The 18858-nt window shown below is 67.4% G+C and carries 16 protein-coding genes; 4 read left to right on the top strand and 12 right to left on the bottom strand.

The genetic code is table 11. The features are described 5' to 3' along the window. Positions 1-6 precede the first annotated feature (6 nt). The 6 genes from ACOGXE_RS14560 to ACOGXE_RS14535 all read right to left on the bottom strand — a co-directional run bounded on the left by ACOGXE_RS14560 (position 7) and on the right by ACOGXE_RS14535 (position 3630). Complete coding sequence (locus ACOGXE_RS14560; protein ID WP_419931619.1) at positions 7-603, bottom strand: MerR family transcriptional regulator; 597 nt, start codon at positions 601-603, stop codon at positions 7-9. Positions 604-776: 173 nt separating this feature from the next. Continuing rightward, positions 777-1301 carry a bifunctional nuclease family protein gene (locus tag ACOGXE_RS14555; protein ID WP_419931618.1) on the bottom strand — a complete coding sequence of 175 codons (525 nt, stop codon included), beginning with the start codon at positions 1299-1301 and terminating at the stop codon, positions 777-779. 54 nt (positions 1302-1355) lie between these two features. Next, a complete protein-coding gene (locus tag ACOGXE_RS14550) occupies positions 1356-2138 on the bottom strand; it encodes a MerR family transcriptional regulator (RefSeq protein WP_419931617.1) in 783 nt (260 codons plus the stop codon). Further along, a complete protein-coding gene (locus ACOGXE_RS14545; RefSeq protein ID WP_419931616.1) occupies positions 2135-2587 on the bottom strand; it encodes an FHA domain-containing protein in 453 nt (150 codons plus the stop codon). Before ACOGXE_RS14545 ends, ACOGXE_RS14550 begins: the two co-directional genes overlap by 4 nt. A 5-nt stretch (positions 2588-2592) precedes the next feature. Next, positions 2593-2994, bottom strand: coding sequence for a glycine cleavage system protein GcvH (gene gcvH, locus ACOGXE_RS14540; RefSeq protein ID WP_419931615.1), 402 nt, complete (start codon positions 2992-2994; stop codon positions 2593-2595). A gap of 24 nt (positions 2995-3018) precedes the next feature. Further along, positions 3019-3630 (bottom strand): CDP-alcohol phosphatidyltransferase family protein, encoded by a 612-nt coding sequence (locus ACOGXE_RS14535; protein WP_419931614.1) that lies wholly within the window; start codon positions 3628-3630, stop codon positions 3019-3021. Between the two features lie 43 nt (positions 3631-3673). Between ACOGXE_RS14535 and ACOGXE_RS14530 the strand changes: the two genes are divergently transcribed. Then, positions 3674-4090, top strand: a complete 417-nt coding sequence (locus ACOGXE_RS14530; RefSeq protein WP_419931613.1) for an HIT family protein — start codon at positions 3674-3676, stop codon at positions 4088-4090. A 41-nt stretch (positions 4091-4131) separates the two neighbouring features. Here ACOGXE_RS14530 and ACOGXE_RS14525 read toward each other — a convergent pair whose 3' ends face one another. The 3 genes from ACOGXE_RS14525 to leuS form a co-directional block, all read right to left on the bottom strand. Continuing rightward, positions 4132-4881, bottom strand: a complete 750-nt coding sequence (locus ACOGXE_RS14525; protein ID WP_419931612.1) for an SOS response-associated peptidase — start codon at positions 4879-4881, stop codon at positions 4132-4134. A 33-nt stretch (positions 4882-4914) separates the two neighbouring features. Further along, entirely contained in the window at positions 4915-6597 is a 1683-nt protein-coding gene (locus tag ACOGXE_RS14520; RefSeq protein WP_419931611.1) for a thiamine pyrophosphate-binding protein, read from the bottom strand. 73 nt (positions 6598-6670) lie between these two features. Continuing rightward, positions 6671-9565 (bottom strand): leucine--tRNA ligase, encoded by a 2895-nt coding sequence (gene leuS / locus ACOGXE_RS14515; RefSeq protein ID WP_419931610.1) that lies wholly within the window; start codon positions 9563-9565, stop codon positions 6671-6673. Positions 9566-9648: 83 nt separating this feature from the next. On the opposite strand from leuS, the gene ACOGXE_RS14510 reads away from it, so the two are divergent. Both ACOGXE_RS14510 and scpA read left to right on the top strand, forming a co-directional pair. Then, on the top strand, positions 9649-11196 hold the full coding sequence (locus tag ACOGXE_RS14510) for a methylmalonyl-CoA mutase family protein (protein ID WP_419931609.1): 1548 nt from the start codon (positions 9649-9651) through the stop codon (positions 11194-11196). Further along, positions 11196-13481: a methylmalonyl-CoA mutase gene (scpA, locus tag ACOGXE_RS14505; protein ID WP_419931608.1), complete on the top strand. Its 2286-nt coding sequence runs from the start codon at positions 11196-11198 to the stop codon at positions 13479-13481. The genes ACOGXE_RS14510 and scpA overlap by 1 nt, the downstream gene beginning before the upstream one ends. 21 nt (positions 13482-13502) lie before the next feature. Here the strand turns inward: scpA and ACOGXE_RS14500 are convergent, their stop codons facing one another. Beyond that, positions 13503-14057: a hypothetical protein gene (locus ACOGXE_RS14500; RefSeq protein WP_419931607.1), complete on the bottom strand. Its 555-nt coding sequence runs from the start codon at positions 14055-14057 to the stop codon at positions 13503-13505. 62 nt (positions 14058-14119) lie between these two features. On the opposite strand from ACOGXE_RS14500, the gene meaB reads away from it, so the two are divergent. Beyond that, positions 14120-15127, top strand: a complete 1008-nt coding sequence (meaB, locus tag ACOGXE_RS14495) for a methylmalonyl Co-A mutase-associated GTPase MeaB (protein WP_419933530.1) — start codon at positions 14120-14122, stop codon at positions 15125-15127. Positions 15128-15181: 54 nt separating this feature from the next. Here meaB and ACOGXE_RS14490 read toward each other — a convergent pair whose 3' ends face one another. Together ACOGXE_RS14490 and ACOGXE_RS14485 are read right to left on the bottom strand one after the other, a co-directional pair. After that, positions 15182-16141, bottom strand: coding sequence for a ribonucleotide-diphosphate reductase subunit beta (locus ACOGXE_RS14490; protein WP_419933529.1), 960 nt, complete (start codon positions 16139-16141; stop codon positions 15182-15184). A gap of 216 nt (positions 16142-16357) precedes the next feature. Next, the gene (locus ACOGXE_RS14485; protein WP_419931606.1) at positions 16358-18826 is read right to left on the bottom strand and encodes a ribonucleoside-diphosphate reductase subunit alpha; all 2469 of its coding nucleotides are present in this window, start codon (positions 18824-18826) and stop codon (positions 16358-16360) included. Between the last annotated feature and the right edge of the window lie 32 nt (positions 18827-18858).

The raw sequence follows: 18858 nt of genomic DNA, 5'->3' as shown, positions 1-18858 counted from the left end.
GGGCCCTCAGCTGGGGCCGTCGCTCCCGATGTCCAAGCTGAGCTGCACAGCGATCGGCTCATCGGGAAACAGCTTCACCACATCGGCATCGAGTTGACGGCGCACTCCCGCGACCGGCAGCACCGTCAGCATTGCGGCCTGGCCCTGACGCAGCAGGCTGAGCACCTGATCGTCGTCGACCAGCAGCACATCGCTGCCGCTGATGACGATGTTGGCTGAGGCAACCTCGCCCCCGAGCTGGTTGCGCAGGTAGTCGAATGCCCGGGCGATCGATTTCAGGTCGATGCCCTGGTCGCGCATCGTCTTGGCGATCTTCAACTCGACGAGGTCGTTGTAGGAATAGCGACGCCGCGAACCGCTGCCGGCGGCTTGGGCGACCGACGGCTTCACGAGCCCCTGGCGGGCCCAGTGGTCGAGCTGGCGGTAGCTGATGCCGACCAGTTCCGCCGTCTGCGGGCCGAAGAACCCTTCGGCCAACGCGCCCGCCGCCTCGGACGCCGCCGGGGAGTCGGATCCGGCAGAAGGGTCAAGCGGCGGCACCGGAGCGCTCTCGCTGCCGGGGTCGATTGCCGCAGGTGCGGGCGCCCGCTGCTGCTCTGCCATCGGTCTCTCCTCCCCGTCGAAGCACGACGTCGCAAATCACACCCTGCGAACTACCGAGCTGTGATCTGCACCCACACAGAGGGTACGAGGACCTGCTATCGCAGCGCAAGAGGCCGCTTCGCGGGAGTGCCCGCTGGTTGCACGAGCCGCTGCGACGAGCCGGTCGCCGCGCCTCACTCCTTGTCGCCGGCCTCCGCCGCAGGTCCGAAGTCGTCGGGCTGCACGTCGTCCAGGAACTGCTTGAACTCGTCGAGCAGCTCGTCGGGGTCGACATCGTCGGGCGGATCCGCAGGGAGCTCGATGATCTGACCCGCCTCATCGAGCACCGCCTCGCTGGCGAAAATCGGCGTGTCGGCCCGCACTGCCAGCGCGACCGCGTCGCTCGGCCGGGCGGAGATCGTGTGAGTGGCCGAGCCGATGGTGACCTCCATCTCGGCGAAGAACGTGCGATCCCGCAGGTCGGTCACCGTGACCTTGACGAGCGTCGCACCCAGAACGTCCAACATGGCCGCCATCAGGTCGTGAGTGAGGGGTCTCGGCACCCGGATCTGCTCGATGCCGCGGTAGATCGCTTGGGCCTCAGGCGTGTCGATCACCACCGGCAGCACTCGCTGAGAACCGCCGGTCTCGCGCAGCAGCAAGAGGGGGCTCTGCGAGGGCATCTCCACCTGCACGCCAAGGAGCTCCATCTCGACCATGCCACGCACACTACTTCGGCCCCTGCGAGCGGTGAGCCGGGAAAGGCCCCCGGACTAGGGCCAATAGCGGCGCAACGCCTCCCCCATCACCACTGACCGCAAGCGCTCGCAGAGCGCAACCAGGCGACTCATCGAGCGCTGGGCGTCGAGGTCTGCCGATGCGCCGCCGGCATGGAGGATCGGCTGAATGCCCTGCTCGAACATGGAGGCATCTCGCACCGCGGCGTTGCGGATGACGCGCAGGTGGCGGGCCTGCAGGCCGTACGTGGCGAACTCGCGCGAGATGCGAGCGATGAGCAGCGCACTGCTGCCATACCGTGGTTCGGGAGGCTCCAGCCCCAACGAGGCCTGCACGGGGCTGGTCTGTGCAGCTCCGGTCCCAGTCGGCAGTGACCGATCTGGGTCGTCATCGGCGAGTGGCACCAGCAGTCCGAAGCTGGTCAGCTCGGCAATCTCGGCGACGGAGAGCCCACTCTCGGCGCTCAGCTCCTCGGCGCTGTACGTCGGTGAGTCGCCAGACGGTGACACGCCGACGTCGGTGGCGCCGGTGCCCCAGATATCGGCCAGATGCTCGCCCCGGTCGATCTGCTCGCCGATGATGCTGAGCGGCAGGTAGTTGTCGCGCTGGCGCGTGAGGATCCAGCGCAGCACCTCAATGTCGTGAGGCCCGAAGCTGCGGTAACCCCCCGCCGTGCGGGCCGGCGAGATCAGCTTGCGATCCTCGAGGAATCGGATCTTGGAATCCGTCAGATCGCTGAACTCGGTTCGCAGCAGCGCGACGACCTCGCCGATCGACAGCCGGGCTCCAGGTGGGGACGACTCGGACCCGGCGCTCACAGCCCGACCGAGGAGACCAGGTACAGCAGCTTGAACTTGCCGACCTGCAACTCGTCGCCGCTCCGCAATGTCACCTCGCCATCGGTGCGAATGCCATTGACATAGGTGCCGTTCAGCGAGCCCACGTCGTACAGGATGTGGCCCGCCGTAGCGAGTTCGAGCACCACGTGACGGCGCGACACCGTGATGTCATCCAAGAACACATCGCTGTCCGGATGGCGACCGACGGTGACGCGGTCTCCAGCCAGCTCGAACCGCGTCCCCGACCGGTGACCGGACGTGACCACGAGTTCCGCCTGACCGCTGTAGGGCGGAACCTCGGTGACGCCGACAGGCGAGAGCACCTCGGTGGGCGCATCGGCAGACGGGTCGAGACGCGTCCCGCAGCCGGAGCAGAAGCGTGCATCGTCGGTGTTCGAGTACCCGCACCTTCCGCAGACGATGGCCATGACGATCAGATGTCCTCGGCGATCAACGCGGCATAGCCATCGGCATCCAGCAGTGCCTCCATCTCAGCAGATGCCTGCGATGCGTCGTCAGTCGGGGCAATGACGCAGATCCACCCATCGCCATAGGGCGATTCGTTGACCAGCTGCGGCTCGTCCTCGAGGGCGACGTTGGCCTCGACGATCTGCCCCGAGATAGGGGCGAAGATGTCCGAGACCGATTTGGTGGACTCGATCTCGCACATCGGCTCATCGGCGGTGACCTGAGCGCCCACCTCGGGCAACTCCACGTACACGACATCACCGAGCGCATCCTGTGCGAAATCGGTGATGCCCACCTGCACCCCGCCGTCGGCAGGGCGCACCCATTCGTGATCGCTCGAGTAACGAAGCTCGGCGGGTATCTCCATGCTCGCGAAGCTACCGGATAGCTGTCAGGGGACCCGGCCGGCACGCCCCTCTCGCACGGCGGCAAAGGCTTGGGGGATGTACCCCACAGCCGACCAGTAGTGGATCGGCAGGCCTGCCGCCACGAAGATCCATGCCCCGATGCGGAAGGCATCCGCGACGTCGATATCGCTGTGCCCGGCCAAGAAACACGGCACCGCGAACATCATGAGAAACGTCCCGGTCTTGCCCCACCAGGTGACGTCGATCTTGCGAGCACCGAGCGCACCCAGCACCAGTGCTGCGACAGCAACAACCCCCTCGCGGAACAGCGCCAGCACCGCAATCCACAGCGGCAGCGAACCGTCCACGATCATCACCACGAGCGCGACCAGCAGCAGCAGCCGGTCGGCGGTGGGGTCCAGGATCTTGCCGAGTTCGGACACCTGGTTGAAGCGCCGCGCCACCCAGCCGTCGACCCAGTCGGTGGCACCGAGGGCGCCCAGCAGCAATGCGGCAGCCCAGCGGTCCTCGGCCCCGAACACCAGCCACACGAACCACGGCAGACAGCACAGTCGAGCCAGGCTGATCAGGTTCGGCACCGTGAACGGCCGCCACCCGGGCTCAGGGGTCAACGACGCATCGGGGGCCTCGCTCACCCGGCTCACAGTACCGACATGCCGTCGCCTTAGGATGCGCGCAATGAGCACTGTGTTCACCAGGATCATCGAGGGCGAGCTACCGGGGACGTTCGTCTGGCGCGACGAGCAATGCGTTGCGTTCCTGTCCATCAACCCGCTGTCGCCGGGCCACACGCTGGTGGTGCCGGTAGCCGAGATCGATCACTGGCTGGACGTCCCGGCGGACCTGCAGACGCATCTGTTCGATGTGTCCAGACGCATCGGAGAGGCGCAGATGCGAGCCTTGAGGCCCGAGCGCATCGGACTGGTGGTCGCCGGATTCGAAGTTCCCCACTGCCACATCCACGTCTGCCCGGTGAACTCGATGGCCGACATGAACTTCGCCCGGGCCCTGCCGATGGCCTCGGCCGAGGAGCTGAGCGGGCCCGCCGAAGCCATCCGCGCCGAGCTCGGCGTGTCGGCTGAGCAGACGGGCTAGCCCGCTGCGCAAGGCGCCGTTGCTCGCGCTGAACGCAAGGCTCAGAACAGCCGTTCAGACGAGGTATCGAGAGGGTCTGCAGGCTCGATGAGACTGGCGTCACTGTTGCGGACGTTGCCCACCGCGCGACCGACCTGATGCGAGCGCAGGACACCCTCGGCAGCGGGCGCGCACATGGCCGCCAGCGCTTCGACACCGTCATTGGCGGGATCCAGCCACGCACCCCACTGCGACCGCTCCAGCAGCACCGGCATACGATCGTGAATCGGCACCATGAAATCGTTCGCTGCGGTCGTCAGCACAGATGCGGAGTGCAGCACATGCCGCTCAGGGGCTGAACGGTCGGCGTCGGGAGAGTCTTCAGGCGGCCACCAACGCTCCCACAGGCCTGCCATGGCGAGCATGCCGCCATCCGTGCGGGTGATGTAGTGCGGGAGCGGGCGTTCATCGGGGCTCGTGCGGGTCGGCGCCTTCGGCCACTCGTAGAAGCCGTCTGCGGGCACGATGCAACGTTGCTGCTTGAACGCACGGCGAAACAGGTTCTTGACCGCTGCGGTCTCGGAGCGGGCGTTGAACAGCGGCGGGCCCTTGGCGGGGTCGGCGGCCCACGGCGGCACCAGACCCCACCGGAATGTCTCGAGCCGGCGTTCGTCACCGTTGCCGACCACGGCCACGATGTCGGCAGTCGGACCGACGTTGTAGCTGCGAGGTGCCTCGAAGTCCGGAAGCGGGGTGTCGAAGTACGTCGCCACCTGCTCGAGGCTTGATGCTGAGACGAACCGCCCGCACATGCCGTGCAGCCTCGGCCGCGTGCCCTCGCCCCGCTACACGTAGGTGGAGCCCTTCATGGCGCCGCGGTCCTGGCGGATCTCCACATTGACCAGCGCAGGCAGGCCAGCGTCGAAGGCACGCCGCAGTGCCGGCGCGATCTGGTCCGGCTCGGTGACGTGCTCGCCGTGGCCGCCCATGGCCTCGACCACCTTGTCGTAGCGGGTGTAGTTCAGCTCGGTGGCGACGACTCGATCCTGGCCGTACAGGCTGGCTTGGGGGCGCAGCATCTGACCCCAGGCGGCGTCGTTGCCGACGACGCCCACGATGGGCAGCCCGAAGCGCACCGCCGTGTCGTACTCGAAGCCGTTCAGGCCGAACGAGCCGTCGCCGTAGACGATCAGTACCCGCTTGTCCGGATGGGCCTTCTGCGCAGCGAGCGCGAACGGCATCCCCACGCCGAGCGTCCCGAGCGGTCCGGGATCCATCCACGTGCCTCGCTTCGGCACTCGGATCACTTTGGACGCCTGAGCGACGATGTCGCCCCCGTCGCCGATCACGATCATGTCGTCGGTGACGGCGTCGGCAATCTCCCGGCAGAGCCGCAACGGGTCGATCGGCACCTCGTCGCTGTTCAGCTCAGCCTTGCGGGCCTCATCCATCTCGGCTTCGCGTGCCGCGAGCGCGGCCAGCTGAGCCGACGCGTCGACCGTGACTCCGACTGACTTGAACAGCTCCAGCAGTGCCTCGAAGTTGGCACCCAAGTTTCCGACCAGCCCCACTTCGGCGGCGCGGTTCTGCCCGATGAGCGTCTCGTCCAGATCGAGCTGCACGATGCGAGCATCGGCGGGAATGGCGCGGCCGAACTTCATCCGGAAATCGAGCGGCGTCCCGGCCAGGATCACCACATCGGCTGCGGCGAGAGCTTCTGCACGAGTCAATGACAGGAACGACGGATGGTCCCACGAGATCTCCCCGCGGGCCATGCCGTTCACGTAGCACGGGATGGAGGTGGCGTCACAGAACGCCGCCAGCGCGTCGCCGCCCTCGCTCCACTTCAGCGACGTGCCCGCCATGATCACCGGCGTGCGGGCACCCGCGATGATCTCGGCGGCGCGGGCCAGTTCAGCGGGCGCGGCTGCCGAGGCCACGCGGTAGTCGCGGAACTGAGGCATGGCGACCGCGTCGAGGTCCACCTTGCCGTGCAGCACATCCATCGGGATCTCGAGGAAGGACGGCCCGGGCACACCGCTCAGGGCCGTGCGCACCGCCAGCTCGATGTACTCGGCGATGCGGCGGGTCTCGCCGCATGCGCCCGACCACTTGGTCACCGGCCGCATGAGCGACACATGGTCCATCTCCTGCAGCGAGCCGCGGCCGGCGTGCTTGAACGGCCCCTGGCCGCCGAAGACCAGGATCGGCGAGTTGGCGCGCCAAGCGTTGGCCACGCCGGTGACGCCGTCGGTCACGCCGGGTCCTGCCGTCAGGATGGCCACGCCGACCTTGCCCGGGTGCAGGCGGGCCCACGCATCGGCGGCATGGGTGGCGGCCTGCTCATGGCGGACGTCGACGACCTCGATGCCCTCGTCGAGACAGCCGTCATAGATCCCCATGACGTGCCCTCCCGAGAGCGTGAACACGCATTCCACCCCGGCTGCCTTGAGTGCCTTCGCGGCCAGCTTGCCGCCGTGGGTCTCGGTGGGTGTCACGCCCAGCGCACGCCGTTCCTTGTCGCTCATGCCGTTCTCCCCCTCAACCCAATACGTGTCCAATGCTGCTGGCTCACGCCAGCACGTGTCCAATGCTGCTGGCTCACGCCAGCACGATGTTCACCAGCTTGCCCGGTACGGTCACGACGCGCCGGATGTCGGCTCCGGCAGTGAGCTCGGCGATTCGCTCATCGGCCTTCGCAGCGGCCTCGAGGTCGTCCGGCGAGATGCCAGCGTCCACGGTGATGCGGCTGCGGACCTTGCCGTTCACCTGCACCGGCACCTCGATGACCTCAGCGGCCAGCAGTGCGGGGTCGGCCTGCGGGAACGGCGCATAGACGACCGTGGTCGAATTGCCGAGCTTCAACCACAGCTCCTCGGCCAGGTGCGGCACCAGCGGCGCCAAGAGGCGAACGAGCACGTCCGCTACCGGGCGGGGCGTCGGCTCGCCCCGGCGGGTCAGCTCGTTGTTCAGCTCGGTGATGCGTGCGATCGCCGAGTTGAAGCGCAGGTCCGACATGGCATCGGTGACCGACGCGATGGTCCGGTGCACCCATCGCTGCAGGTCAGCATCAGGCTCGACATCGGCAACCGTCAGCTCGCCGGTCTGCTCGTCGACCAGGTTTCGCCACACACGCTGCAGTAGCCGGTGCGAACCGATCACCGAGTGGGTCTCCCAGGGGCGGCCTTGATCCAGCGGACCCATGAACATCTCGTAGGTCCGCAGCGTGTCGGCGCCGTACGCGACGTAGATGTCGTCGGGCGTCACCGCGTTGCGCAGCGACTTGCCCATCTTGCCGAAATGCCGGGTGACCTCGACATCACCCCAGAGGAATCTGCCGTCCCGCTCGGTGACCTCGGACGCCTCGACATAGACGCCCCTGCTGTCCTGGTAGGCGGCCGCCTGGATGTAGCCCTGGTTGTACAACCGGCCGAACGGCTCGGGACCCGACACATGGCCCAGGTCGTAGAGGACCTTGTGCCAGAAACGGGCATACAGCAGGTGCAGTACGGCATGCTCGACGCCGCCGACGTACAGGTCGACACCGCCGACACCGCCGTCGGGATCGGCCATCCAGTACCGCTCCACGTCGGGGTCCACCAAGACCTCGTCGTTGGTCGGATCGAGGTAGCGCAGGTAGTACCAGCACGAACCGGCCCACTGCGGCATCGTGCTCAGCTCGCGGCGGTAGGTGCGCGTGCCGTCCCCCAAGTCGTAGGTGGCCGTGGCCCATTCGGTGGCCCGACCGAGCGGAGGCTCCGGCTCTGACGACTCGTCGAGCGCCCGGGGCGCCCAGTCGATGAGCTCGGGCAGTTCCACCGGCAGTTCGCTCTCTGGCACTGCCAGCGCCAGACCGGTCTCGTCGAACACGATCGGGAAGGGTTCGCCCCAGTAGCGCTGCCGGCTGAACAGCCAGTCCCGCAGCTTGTAGGTAACCGTGCGCCGGCCGCAGTCCCGCTCCTCCAACCAGTCGCAGATGACGCCGATGGCATCGGCCTTTTCGAGGCCGTTCAGGAAATCGCTGTTGATGGCCACGCCGTCGCCGTCGTACGCCTCGCCGTCGAAGGCTGTGCCGTCGGGATTCGGCGGCGGCTGCACGGTGCGCATGATCGGCAGCCCGAACTTCACCGAGAAGTCCCAGTCGCGCTGGTCCTCGCCCGGCACCGACATGACCGCCCCGGTGCCGTAGTCGATCAGCACGTAGTCGGCGACGAACACCGGAACCGGTTCGCCGGTGGTCGGCACCTGGCAGTTGACGCCCAGCCACACGCCCGTCTTGTCGCGCTCCGTCTGGCGCTGCAAGTCGGTCATCTCGGCCGCCTGGGCCCGGTAGGCGTCGAGAGCCTCGCGAGGCGTAGCCGCACCGCCGGTCCAGCGCGGATCGGTCCCGGGAGGCCACTCATCGGCGACGAGCTCATCGACGAGGGGATGCTCGGGGGCCAGCAGCATGGCCGTCGTGCCGTAGATCGTGTCGGGACGGGTCGTGAATACCTCGATGGCTGGACGTGATCCGACTGGATCTGCCTCGACTGGGCCTGCATCTTCGGCGTCGAGCGCGAAGCTGATGAACGCGCCCTCGCTGCGGCCGATCCAGTTGTGCTGCATGATCTTGACGCTCTCGGGCCAGTTGACCCGATCGAGATCAGCGAGCAGCCGGTCGGCGTAGGCCGTGATGCGCATCATCCACTGTTTCATCGGGCGACGGAAGACCGGGTGGTTGCCGCGGTCCGATCGGCCCTCGTTGGTGACCTCCTCGTTGGCCAGCACGGTGCCCAGCGCCGGGCACCAGTTGACCGGCGCCTCGCCCAGGTAGGCCAGGCGGTGCTCGTCCAGCTCGACGCGCCGCTCCACGTCGCTCATGTCGGCCCAGGCAGCGCCGGTGGTGGTCGCCGTGCGCCCAGTCTCGAACTGCTCGATCAGCTCGGCAATGGGGCGCGCCCGGTCGGCCTCGGTGTCGTACCACGAGTTGAAGATCTGCAGGAAGATCCACTGGGTCCAGCGGTAGTACTCGACGTCGGTCGTGGCCAGCGAACGCTGGTCGTCATGCCCGAGCCCGAGCCGGGCCAGCTGGCGCGACATGTTGGCGATGTTCTGCTCGGTGTTGACACGGGGATGCTCGCCGGTCTGTCGAGCATGCTCCTCGGCGGGCAGGCCGAACGCGTCGTAGCCCATGGGGTGCAGCACCGTCCAGCCGCACATGCGCTTGAACCGCGCATAGACGTCGGTGCCGATGTAGCCCAGCGGGTGCCCGACATGCAGCCCCGAACCCGACGGGTACGGGAACATGTCCATGATGAAGAGCTTGTTGTCGGCCGCAGGCGAGTCCGCCGGCGGACCGTTTGGATTGGGTGTGCGGTACGTCCCGTCCGCTCTCCAGCGCTCCTGCCAGCGCAGCTCGATCTCGTTCGCCATCTCGGCGTTGTAGCGATACGGCGGCAGCTCGCTCGCCGCGTCTGCTTGCGCGACAGCTCCTTCGGCCGATGCGGGGGCAGACATGAGGACAGGATGCCACGACCGTTTGGGAATCACCTCTCCTCAGCCACATTTCTGCGCGGAAGGCGACCGCTACCCTGCGGCAAGTGGCAGAGAGTCCCGCAGCGCAGCCCAGCTCCGTGCTGAGCGATCCCGGTTTCCCCGACGTCACCGAGAGCGATTGGGAGACCGCAGCCGAGGGAGCGCTGCGCGGCCAGCCGCTGTCATCACTGGTGACGACGCTGCTCGACGGCATCGAGACAGCCCCGCTGTACACCGCACAGCGAAACGGCACCGAGGCCGACCCTGCCGGGCTGCCCGGCGATGCACCGTTCACCCGCGGCGCGACCGCGGCCAGCGGGGGGCGAGGCTGGGAAGTCCGCCAAATCCACGACGTTCGCCTGGCCAGCACGCCCGACGCCGTTGCCGTCGACACCACCTCGGGCGTGGATGCCGTCACAGTGGCCCACGGCTGGAGCGCCGTCGACGACGCAGTGCTGCTCGACGCTGCCGTCGGCGATGCCGCCGGAGCCGGTGTGACGATCCACTTGCAGGCCGGAGCCTCGCCGGAACACGCTGAGGCCCTGCTGGGGGTCCTCGGCCGCCACGGTGCAGTTCCGGAGCACACCCGATCCTGGCTGGGCATCGACCCGATCGCGGCAGCCGCTGCGGGCAGCCAGACCTCACTGGCCGACATGGGCGATGGCAGTCGACTGGCAGGACAGATGGCACACGCTGTCGCACGCGCTGTTGAGTTCCGCCAGCAGCGGCCTCAGGCCATCCCGCTCGAAGCCGACGGCTCGGTCTTCGCCGACGCCGGTGCAACCGATGTCACCGAGTTGGCGTCGATGCTGGCGACCGGGACGGCGTGGCTCCGCGCCGCCTGCGACGCCGATGCGGGTCCCCGCCTGGAGCCCGCAGCAGCGGCACGGCTGCTGGGCTTCACCATCTCTGCCGGACCTGACCCATTCGTCGTAACCGCCAAGTGCCGGGCACTGCGACGGAGCTGGGCGCGCATTCTCGCGGCGTGTGCCGTTGATCTGCGCGACACCGACGGGTTGCCGATGCCCCTGCACGCGGTGACCTCGACTGCGATGGCCAGCAGTCTGGACCCGTGGGTGAACATGCTGCGAGCCACCACGGCGTGCTTCGGCGCCGCGAACGGCGGAGTCGACGCGATCACCGTCCGCCCCTACGACGCGGTCAGCTCCGGCCCAGCGTCCAGTGCGCTCGGATGGCGTGTCGCCGCCAACACCCAGCTGATTCTCCGCCACGAGAGTCGCATCGGGTCCGTCATCGATCCCGCCGGCGGAAGCTGGTATCTCGAGGACTTGACCCGGTCAATGGCACACGAGGCGTGGGACCGTTTTCGCCGGATCGAAGCTGCCGGGGGCATCTGCTCAGCTCTCGCAAGCGGGGAGCTCGAGGCTCGGATCTCCCAGGAGCGGGCGCAGAGGCAGGAGCAGATCGCAGCTGGCGACCGGGTGATCGTCGGGGTGACGCAGTTCGCGGATTCGCTGGACGCCTCAGGCGGCGCTGCACCCCCAGCCGGCGGCGGCACCGACCCCGAAGCTGCGTCCGCCCGCACCGGCGAGGCGCACGGCGGATTGGGCACGCACCGCTGGGCTGCGCCCTTCGAGGCAGGAGCAGCCTGATGAGCACCGTTCCAGATTTTGCAGCACCGGAATTTGCCGGGCTGGAACTGGACGCGCCCGGTGCCCCACAGACGGCGTCGAGCGAGGAGCGGCTGGCGTCGTGGCAGGCGCGCTTTGCCGAGATCGCCGGAAGCTCCCCAGAGCAGCGCGCCACGCCCGAGGGCATCGAGGTGGCGCCGCTGTACGCGGCTGCGGACACTGCAGATCTCTATTCGGGCAACGGCACCACGAACGGGCGCACCTACCTCGACGGCTACCCCGGCTTCGCCCCGTACCTGCGGGGCCCCTACCCGACGATGTACACCAATCAGCCCTGGACGATCCGGCAGTACGCCGGTTTCTCCACCGCTGAGGACTCCAACGCGTTCTACCGGCGCAACCTGGCGGCCGGCCAGCGCGGCCTGTCGGTGGCCTTTGACCTCGCGACCCACCGCGGCTACGACTCCGATCATCCGAGGGTCGCTTCAGATGTGGGCATGGCGGGCGTGGCCATCGACTCGATCCTCGACATGCGCACGCTGTTCGACGGCATCCCGCTCGACCGCATGAGCGTGTCGATGACCATGAACGGCGCCGTGCTGCCGGTGCTAGCGCTCTACGTCGTGGCAGCGGAGGAGCAGGGCGTCAAGCCTGCCCAACTCGCCGGGACCATCCAGAACGACATCCTCAAGGAGTTCATGGTCCGCAACACCTACATCTACCCGCCCCAGCCCTCCATGCGGATCATCAGCGACATCTTCGAGTTCACCTCAGCCGAGATGCCCCGCTACAACTCGATCTCCATCTCCGGCTACCACATGCAAGAAGCCGGGGCGACTGCCGACCTCGAACTCGGCTACACGCTGGCCGACGGTCTCGAATACCTGCGCTGCGGCATCGGCGCCGGCATGGGCATCGACGACTTTGCGCCGCGCCTCAGCTTCTTCTGGGGCATCGGCATGGACTTCTTCATGGAGGTCGCCAAGCTGCGCGCTGCACGGCTGCTGTGGGCCAAGCTGGTCTCAGGCTTCGATCCGCAGAACCCGCGATCGACCTCGCTGCGCACCCACTGCCAGACCTCGGGCTGGTCGCTCACGGCCCAGGACCCCTACAACAACGTCGTGCGCACCTGCATCGAGGCGATGGCCGCCGTCGACGGTCACACCCAGAGCCTGCACACGAACGCATTCGACGAGGCGCTGGCGCTGCCGAGCGACTTCAGCGCCCGCATCGCCCGCAACACGCAGCTGTTCTTGCAGCACGAGGCCGGCGCCACCCGGGTGATCGATCCGTGGGGCGGGAGCTACTACGTGGAGCGGCTCACTGCAGAGCTGGCGCGCCGCGCTGCGGCTCACATCGCCGAGGTGGAAGAGCTCGGCGGGATGGCCCGTGCCATCGAAGCCGGCATTCCCAAGATGCGCATCGAGGAAGCGGCCGCGCGCACCCAGGCACGCATCGAGGCGGGGCAGCGGACAGTGGTCGGTGTCAACCGCTACCAGTCCGAGCTGTCCAACGAGGTCGACATCTTGCGGGTCGACAATGCCGAGGTTCGCGGGGCCCAGCTTGCGAAGCTGGACCGTCTGCGCACCGGGCGCGACGCTGATGCGGTGCAGCGCTCACTGGATGCGCTGCGCGAGGTGGCGCGCACAGGCGAGGGGAACCTGCTGGCCGCATCCGTCGACGCGGCGCGCTGCCATGCCACCGTGGGAGAGATCAGTGCCGCCATGGAAGACGTGTTCGGGCGGCACACTGCGCAGATCCGCACGATCAGCGGCGTGTACGGGAGCGAGATGGCCGGCGACAGTTCGCATGACGCAGACGGCCCCGACGCCCACGGCAGCCCGAACACGATGGCTGCTGCCGTCGATGCTGTCCGTGCCCGGATCGCCGCCTTCGGCGACCGCACCGGGCGCCGACCGCGCATCCTCATCGCCAAAATGGGCCAAGACGGCCATGACCGGGGCCAGAAGGTGGTGGCCACTGCCTACGCGGACTTGGGCTTCGACGTCGACATCGGACCGCTGTTCAGCACACCTGCCGAAACAGCGCGCCAAGCTGTCGAGAACGATGTCCATGTGGTCGGTGCCTCGTCCCTGGCGGCAGGTCACTTGACCCTGGTGCCAGAGCTGCGAGAGGCGCTCGGCGAACTCGGTCGGCCCGACATCTTGATCGTCGTCGGCGGCGTCATCCCGCCACAGGACTTCGACGCCTTGCGCGCTGCAGGCGCTGCCGCGATCTACCCGCCCGGCACGGTCATCGCCGAGGCCGCGGCCGAGGTGCTGGACCTGCTCGAGAGCGCCGGCTAGTTCCCCGCCGGCGTCGCCGGCTCAGCGATGGCGGCGCCCCACGTTGCGCACCTTCTTCTTGGCGCGTGCCGCCCGGTACGCGCTGCTCGACGCCGCCCGCATGCCGCGCGGCGCGGCGGCGAGCCGCGCATCGGCATCGTCGAGGTGGTTGTGGTACCTGCGATGCACCCACAGCTTCTCATCGCCCACGACGATCTGGCCCCAAGCTGAGCCCCGGATGTCGAACGGCGCGACGCGCTCGATGCGGCTGAGCAGCTCGACGGGCTTCGCCGGTCGCAGCGCTCGGGTGCGCATCACGACGATGTCTGCATCGGTGAGCGCAAGCAGCCGGTAGCGCGACATGGTCAGCACCGCCGCCGTCGCGAACACCGTCGTGGAGATCAGGCTGATCTGCAGCCACGGCAGGTTGACCGTGAGCACGATGCCCGCCAGCGCAGCCACGCCGATCACCAGCATGGAGAACGGGTGGAGACCGCCCTGTGCGGGTACGAGCGCGTGCAGATGGTCGCCCTGGCTCAGGTACTGCTCGGCTGGGTGGGAACGGTCCCCTGTGCGCATCCGCTTCAGCAAACCCACCCGCACATTGTGCCCGAACCGCCGGTCCTCGCAGGCAGGCCGTCGCCGTGGCTGCCGGTACCTTGCTACCGATGGCCGAAGTCGATGTCGCTGAACTTGCCGCCGGCGTACGGGCGTGCGACCGTGCCGCCGTCGGCCGGGCCATCACGCTCGTCGAGTCCCGGTTGGCTGAAGATGCCGAACCGGCACAGGAACTGCTCGCCGAACTGCTGCCCGACACCGGCGGCGCGCATCGAGTGGGAATCACCGGCGTTCCCGGTGTGGGCAAGAGCACCCTCATCGAGACGCTCGGCACAGCGCTGACTCAGCAGGGTCATCGTGTCGCCGTGCTGGCCGTCGACCCGACGTCGGCGATGCACGGCGGCTCCATCCTCGGCGACAAGACCCGCATGACGGCACTCGCCAACGATCCCGCTGCCTTCGTGCGACCGTCTCCGACGCAGGGACAGCTCGGCGGCGTGACCAGGGTGACCCGAGAGACCATCCTCGTCGTCGAGGCCGCCGGATTCGATGTTGTGCTCGTGGAGACCGTGGGCGTCGGCCAGTCAGAGACGGTCGTTGCGGACATGGTGGACTTCTTCGTCGTGCTCATGCTGGCCGGCGCCGGCGACGACCTGCAGGGCATCAAGAAGGGCATTCTCGAAATCGCCGACTTGATTGCCGTGAACAAGGCCGACGGCGACAACGCTGATCGTGCCGCAAACGCGGCGCGCGACTACCAGCTCGCTCTGCACATGACCCAACCGGCCTCGCCGACCTGGACTCCTCCCGTGATCACCTGCTCAGGCTTGACCGGGGACGGCCTCGACGTGCTCTGGGATCACGTGATCACCCATCGCCGGCTGATGTCGGCCTCGGGCGAGCTCGGTGCACGGCGAGCCGATCAGCGTGTGCGGTGGATGCGGGCGATGCTCACCGAGCGCATGCGCGCCCGCCTCGCTGCCGGCGTTGCAGGCCTGCTGGCCGATCTCGAAGCCCAAGTGCGAGCAGACGAGCTGACGCCCACCGCTGCCGTGGACCGGCTGATGGCAGCCTTTGGCGGATCGACCGACGCCGGCGACCTCGCCTAGAAATCCTCGTCGAAGGCGACCTCGCCTAGAAATCCTCGTCGAAGGCGACCTCGCCTAGAAATCCTCGTCGAAGGCGACCTCGCCTTCGATGCCGACCTGGTAGCTGGCCACCGTGCGCTCGAAGAAGTTGGTGAGCTCCTGCACATCCTGCAGTTCCATGAACGAGAAGGGATTCTTCGAGCCGTACTCCTTGGCGAGGCCGAGCTGGGCGAGCCGCTGGTCGGCCACGAACTCCAGGTACGACCGGGTGTCGGTCACCGACATTCCCGCCACACCGCCGGACAGCACGTCGTGCGCGAACTGCGTCTCGACGTCGACGGCCTCGATGATCATCTGCCGGATCCGGTCGGCGAGATCCTGGTCGAACAGATCGGGCTCTTCGGCCCGGATCGTGCGGACTACCTCGAAGGCGAAGTTCATATGTGCCGACTCGTCCCGGAACACCCAGTTGGTGCCGGCCGCCAGCCCGTTCAGCAGTCCCTTCGACCGCAGGAAATAGACATAGGCGAACGCCGCAAAGAAGAACAGACCCTCGATGCACGCAGCGAAACAGATGAGGTTCAGCACGAAGGCCTTGCGGTGCTCTGCGGTGGACAGCTGATCGAGCGACCACACGCTGTCCATCCAACGGAAGCAGAAGTCGGCCTTGGCGGCAATCGACGGGATGTTCTCGATGGCCGCGAACGCCGCTGACCGTTCGTCCAGGTCCGGGATGTAGTGGTCCAGCAGCGTCAGGTAGAACTGCACGTGCAGCGCTTCCTCGTAGAGCTGCCGGCTCAGATACATGCGAGCCTCAGGGCTGTTGATGTGCTGGTACAGGTTCAGCACCAGGTTGTTCGCGACGATCGAATCGCCGGTGGCGAAGAACGCCACGAGCCGGTTGATGAGATGCCGCTCGGCGGGCGCCAGCTTGCGGTTCAGGTCGACGATGTCATCGGAGAAGTCGATCTCCTCGACCGTCCAGGTGTTGCGGATGGCGTCGCGGTACATGTCGAAGAACTGCGGGTACCGCATCGGCCGGAGTGTCAGCTCGAAGCCCGGATCCAGGATGTTGCCGCTGCGGGCAGTGCTATCGGCGCCCGGGCTGGCCTGTGTCGAGCCGGTCGCAGATTCGTCGCCCGGAAGCGGCTCGGGCGACACTTCGGGCGCTGTCTGCGCTAGTGCCATGAGGATCCTCTGTCTGTTTCAGGAGTGGGTGTCAGGTGGTTCGGCTGCGTAGCTCTGGACGGCTCATTCGCAGGCTTCGCAGGTCTCGGGGTTCTCCAGCGAGCACGCCACGGCCTCGGCGGCTGCTTCGTCGGACATGGCGGCATTCGCGTCGGTCATGACGGCGCCTGCATCAGCCATGATGGCGACCGTCCCGGTCGCCGAGCCGGTCGCCGCGCCGGTCGGAGCCGTCGTGTCCGTGGTGGTCTGGTTGATGCGGGTGGCCGGCCGGGAGCGCAGGTAGTACGTGGTCTTCAGGCCCGACTTCCAGGCGTGCATGTACATCGAGGAGAGCTTCCCGATGTTGGGGCTCTCCATGAACAGGTTCAGCGACTGGCTCTGGTCGACGAAGGCACCGCGGGCTGCGGCCATGTCGATGAGCGCCCGTTGAGGCAGCTCCCACGCCGTGCGATACACCGACCGGATGTCGTCAGGGATGTCTGCGATGTTCTGGACAGAACCCTCGGCCATCTTGATCCGGTTGGCCATCGGCTCGTTCCACAACCCGCGCTCCTGCAGTTCGCGCACCAGATAGCGATTGATCTGCATGAACTCGCCCGAGAGCGTCTCGCGCTTGAACAGGTTGGACACCTGCGGCTCGATGCACTCGTAGCAGCCGGCGATGGAGGCGATGGTGGCCGTGGGTGCAACCGCAACCAGCAGCGAGTTGCGCAACCCGTGCTGACCGATCCGCTCCCGCAGCTCGGCCCAGCGCTCAGGCTGGGAAGGCTCGACGCCCCACAGGTCGAACTGCAGCTGCCCGGCGGCTGCACGCGTGTCGCCGAACGCTGCGTGCGGACCGTGCTTGCGGGCAAGCTCGCAGCTCGACCAGATCGCCCAGTAGTAGATCTCCTCGGCGATCCGGGCTGCGACCTGGGTGGCTTCGGGCGAGTCAAAGGCCAGATTGAGCTGGAAGAACACGTCCTGCAGCCCCATGACACCCAGCCCGACAGGACGCCAGCGCTCATTCGATCGGGCAGCTTCAGGTGTGGGGTAGTAGTTGATGTCGATGACGCGGTCGAGGTACGGCACCGCTGTCCGCACGACTTCTCCCAGCGCCTCGTAGTCGACTTCGCCGTCCCGCACGAATTTGGCGAGATTGACCGAGCCGAGATTGCAGACCGCCGTCTCGGCGTCGCTGGTGACCTCGAGGATCTCCGTGCACAGGTTCGACAGGTGGATGACGTTGCCGGGCCCGCCCGTCTGGTTGGACTTGGCGTTCGAGGCGTCCTTGAAGGTCATCCAGCCGTTGCCGGTCTGAGCCAGGGTGCGCATCATGCGGCTGTACAGCTCGCGAGCCGACACCTGCCGCTCGTACAGTCCGGCCGCTTCGGCCTCGCGGTATGCGTCGGTGAATTCGTCGCCGTACAGGTCAGTCAGATGCGGCACCTGCTTGGGGTCGAACAGCGACCACTGCCAGTCGTTCTCGACCCGGCGCATGAACTCATCGGGCACCCAGTTCGCCAGGTTCAGGTTGTGGGTGCGCCGGGCATGATCGCCGGTGGAGTCCTTCAGTTCCAGGAACTCCTCGATGTCGGCGTGCCATGACTCGAGGTACACGCAGGCCGCTCCCTTGCGCCGGCCGCCCTGATTCACAGCCGCCACCGACGAGTCCAGGGTCTTGAGCCACGGCACGATGCCGTTCGACAGTCCGTTGGTGCCGCTGATCAGCGAGCCGCGCGACCGCACCCGATGCCAGCCCACCCCGATGCCACCGGCGAACTTCGACAGCTTGGCGATGTCGGAATAGCGGTCATAGATGCCTTCGAGCGAGTCGGTGGGGCTGTCGAGCAGGTAGCACGACGACATCTGCGGGTGGGCCGTGCCCGAGTTGAACAGCGTGGGCGACGACGGCAGGTAGCGCAGGCTCGAGATGAGCTCGTAGAACGAGATGGCCTCTTCGGCCGTCTGCGACAGGCCGCACGCGACCCGGAGCAGGAAGTACTGCGGCGTCTCGATGACCGTTCGGCGCTCCGGATGCCGCAGCAGGTAGCGGTCGTAGACGGTGCGAAGGCCGAAGAACTCGAAGCCGCCGTTTCGCTCGCCGATGACGGCGTCATTGAGCTTGCGGGCATTGGCAGCCACGAACGCCACCACGTCGGGATGGATGAGCCCGCATTCGCCGCCCTCGGAGATGGACTGGCTGAACGAGTAGACGTTCTGGTTCTGGACTTCCTTGTCGATGTAGGTGGCCAGCAGCCGGGCAGCCAGCTTCGAGTAGTTCGGCTCCTCGGAGATGAGCGCAGCGGCCGTGCGAATCGACAGCTCGTCCAGCTCGGTGGTGGTGGCGCCGTCATGGAGGCCCGAGATGGTCCGTGTCGCGACCCGCATGGGATCGACACCGGCCAACTCGGTGGCGCAGCGCTCGACGGCGCGCACGATCTTGTTGACATCGACGGCCTGCATCGAGCCGTCGCGCTTCTGCACGCGCATGCCGGGGGCGTCTGCGGTCTGCTGCTGCGTGTCCTTCGCCGGCGCCTCGGTGACGCTCATCTGCCCGCATCCTGACGTGGACAGGCACCGAG

Source organism: Candidatus Poriferisodalis sp., assembly GCF_965208555.1.
GTDB lineage: Bacteria > Actinomycetota > Acidimicrobiia > Acidimicrobiales > Poriferisodalaceae > Poriferisodalis.
This window is presented reverse-complemented; position numbering and strand designations above follow the sequence as displayed.

Coding starts and splice junctions, on each gene's coding strand:
- ACOGXE_RS14525 (WP_419931612.1), bottom strand. CDS start 4,881: ATGTGCGGGCGGTTCGTCTCAGCATCAAGCCTCGAGCAGGTGGCGACG.
- ACOGXE_RS14545 (WP_419931616.1), bottom strand. CDS start 2,587: ATGGCCATCGTCTGCGGAAGGTGCGGGTACTCGAACACCGACGATGCA.
- ACOGXE_RS14530 (WP_419931613.1), top strand. CDS start 3,674: ATGAGCACTGTGTTCACCAGGATCATCGAGGGCGAGCTACCGGGGACG.
- scpA (WP_419931608.1), top strand. CDS start 11,196: ATGAGCACCGTTCCAGATTTTGCAGCACCGGAATTTGCCGGGCTGGAA.
- ACOGXE_RS14485 (WP_419931606.1), bottom strand. CDS start 18,826: ATGAGCGTCACCGAGGCGCCGGCGAAGGACACGCAGCAGCAGACCGCA.
- ACOGXE_RS14560 (WP_419931619.1), bottom strand. CDS start 603: ATGGCAGAGCAGCAGCGGGCGCCCGCACCTGCGGCAATCGACCCCGGC.
- ACOGXE_RS14555 (WP_419931618.1), bottom strand. CDS start 1,301: ATGGTCGAGATGGAGCTCCTTGGCGTGCAGGTGGAGATGCCCTCGCAG.
- ACOGXE_RS14520 (WP_419931611.1), bottom strand. CDS start 6,597: ATGAGCGACAAGGAACGGCGTGCGCTGGGCGTGACACCCACCGAGACC.
- gcvH (WP_419931615.1), bottom strand. CDS start 2,994: ATGGAGATACCCGCCGAGCTTCGTTACTCGAGCGATCACGAATGGGTG.
- leuS (WP_419931610.1), bottom strand. CDS start 9,565: ATGTCTGCCCCCGCATCGGCCGAAGGAGCTGTCGCGCAAGCAGACGCG.
- ACOGXE_RS14490 (WP_419933529.1), bottom strand. CDS start 16,141: ATGCGGTACCCGCAGTTCTTCGACATGTACCGCGACGCCATCCGCAAC.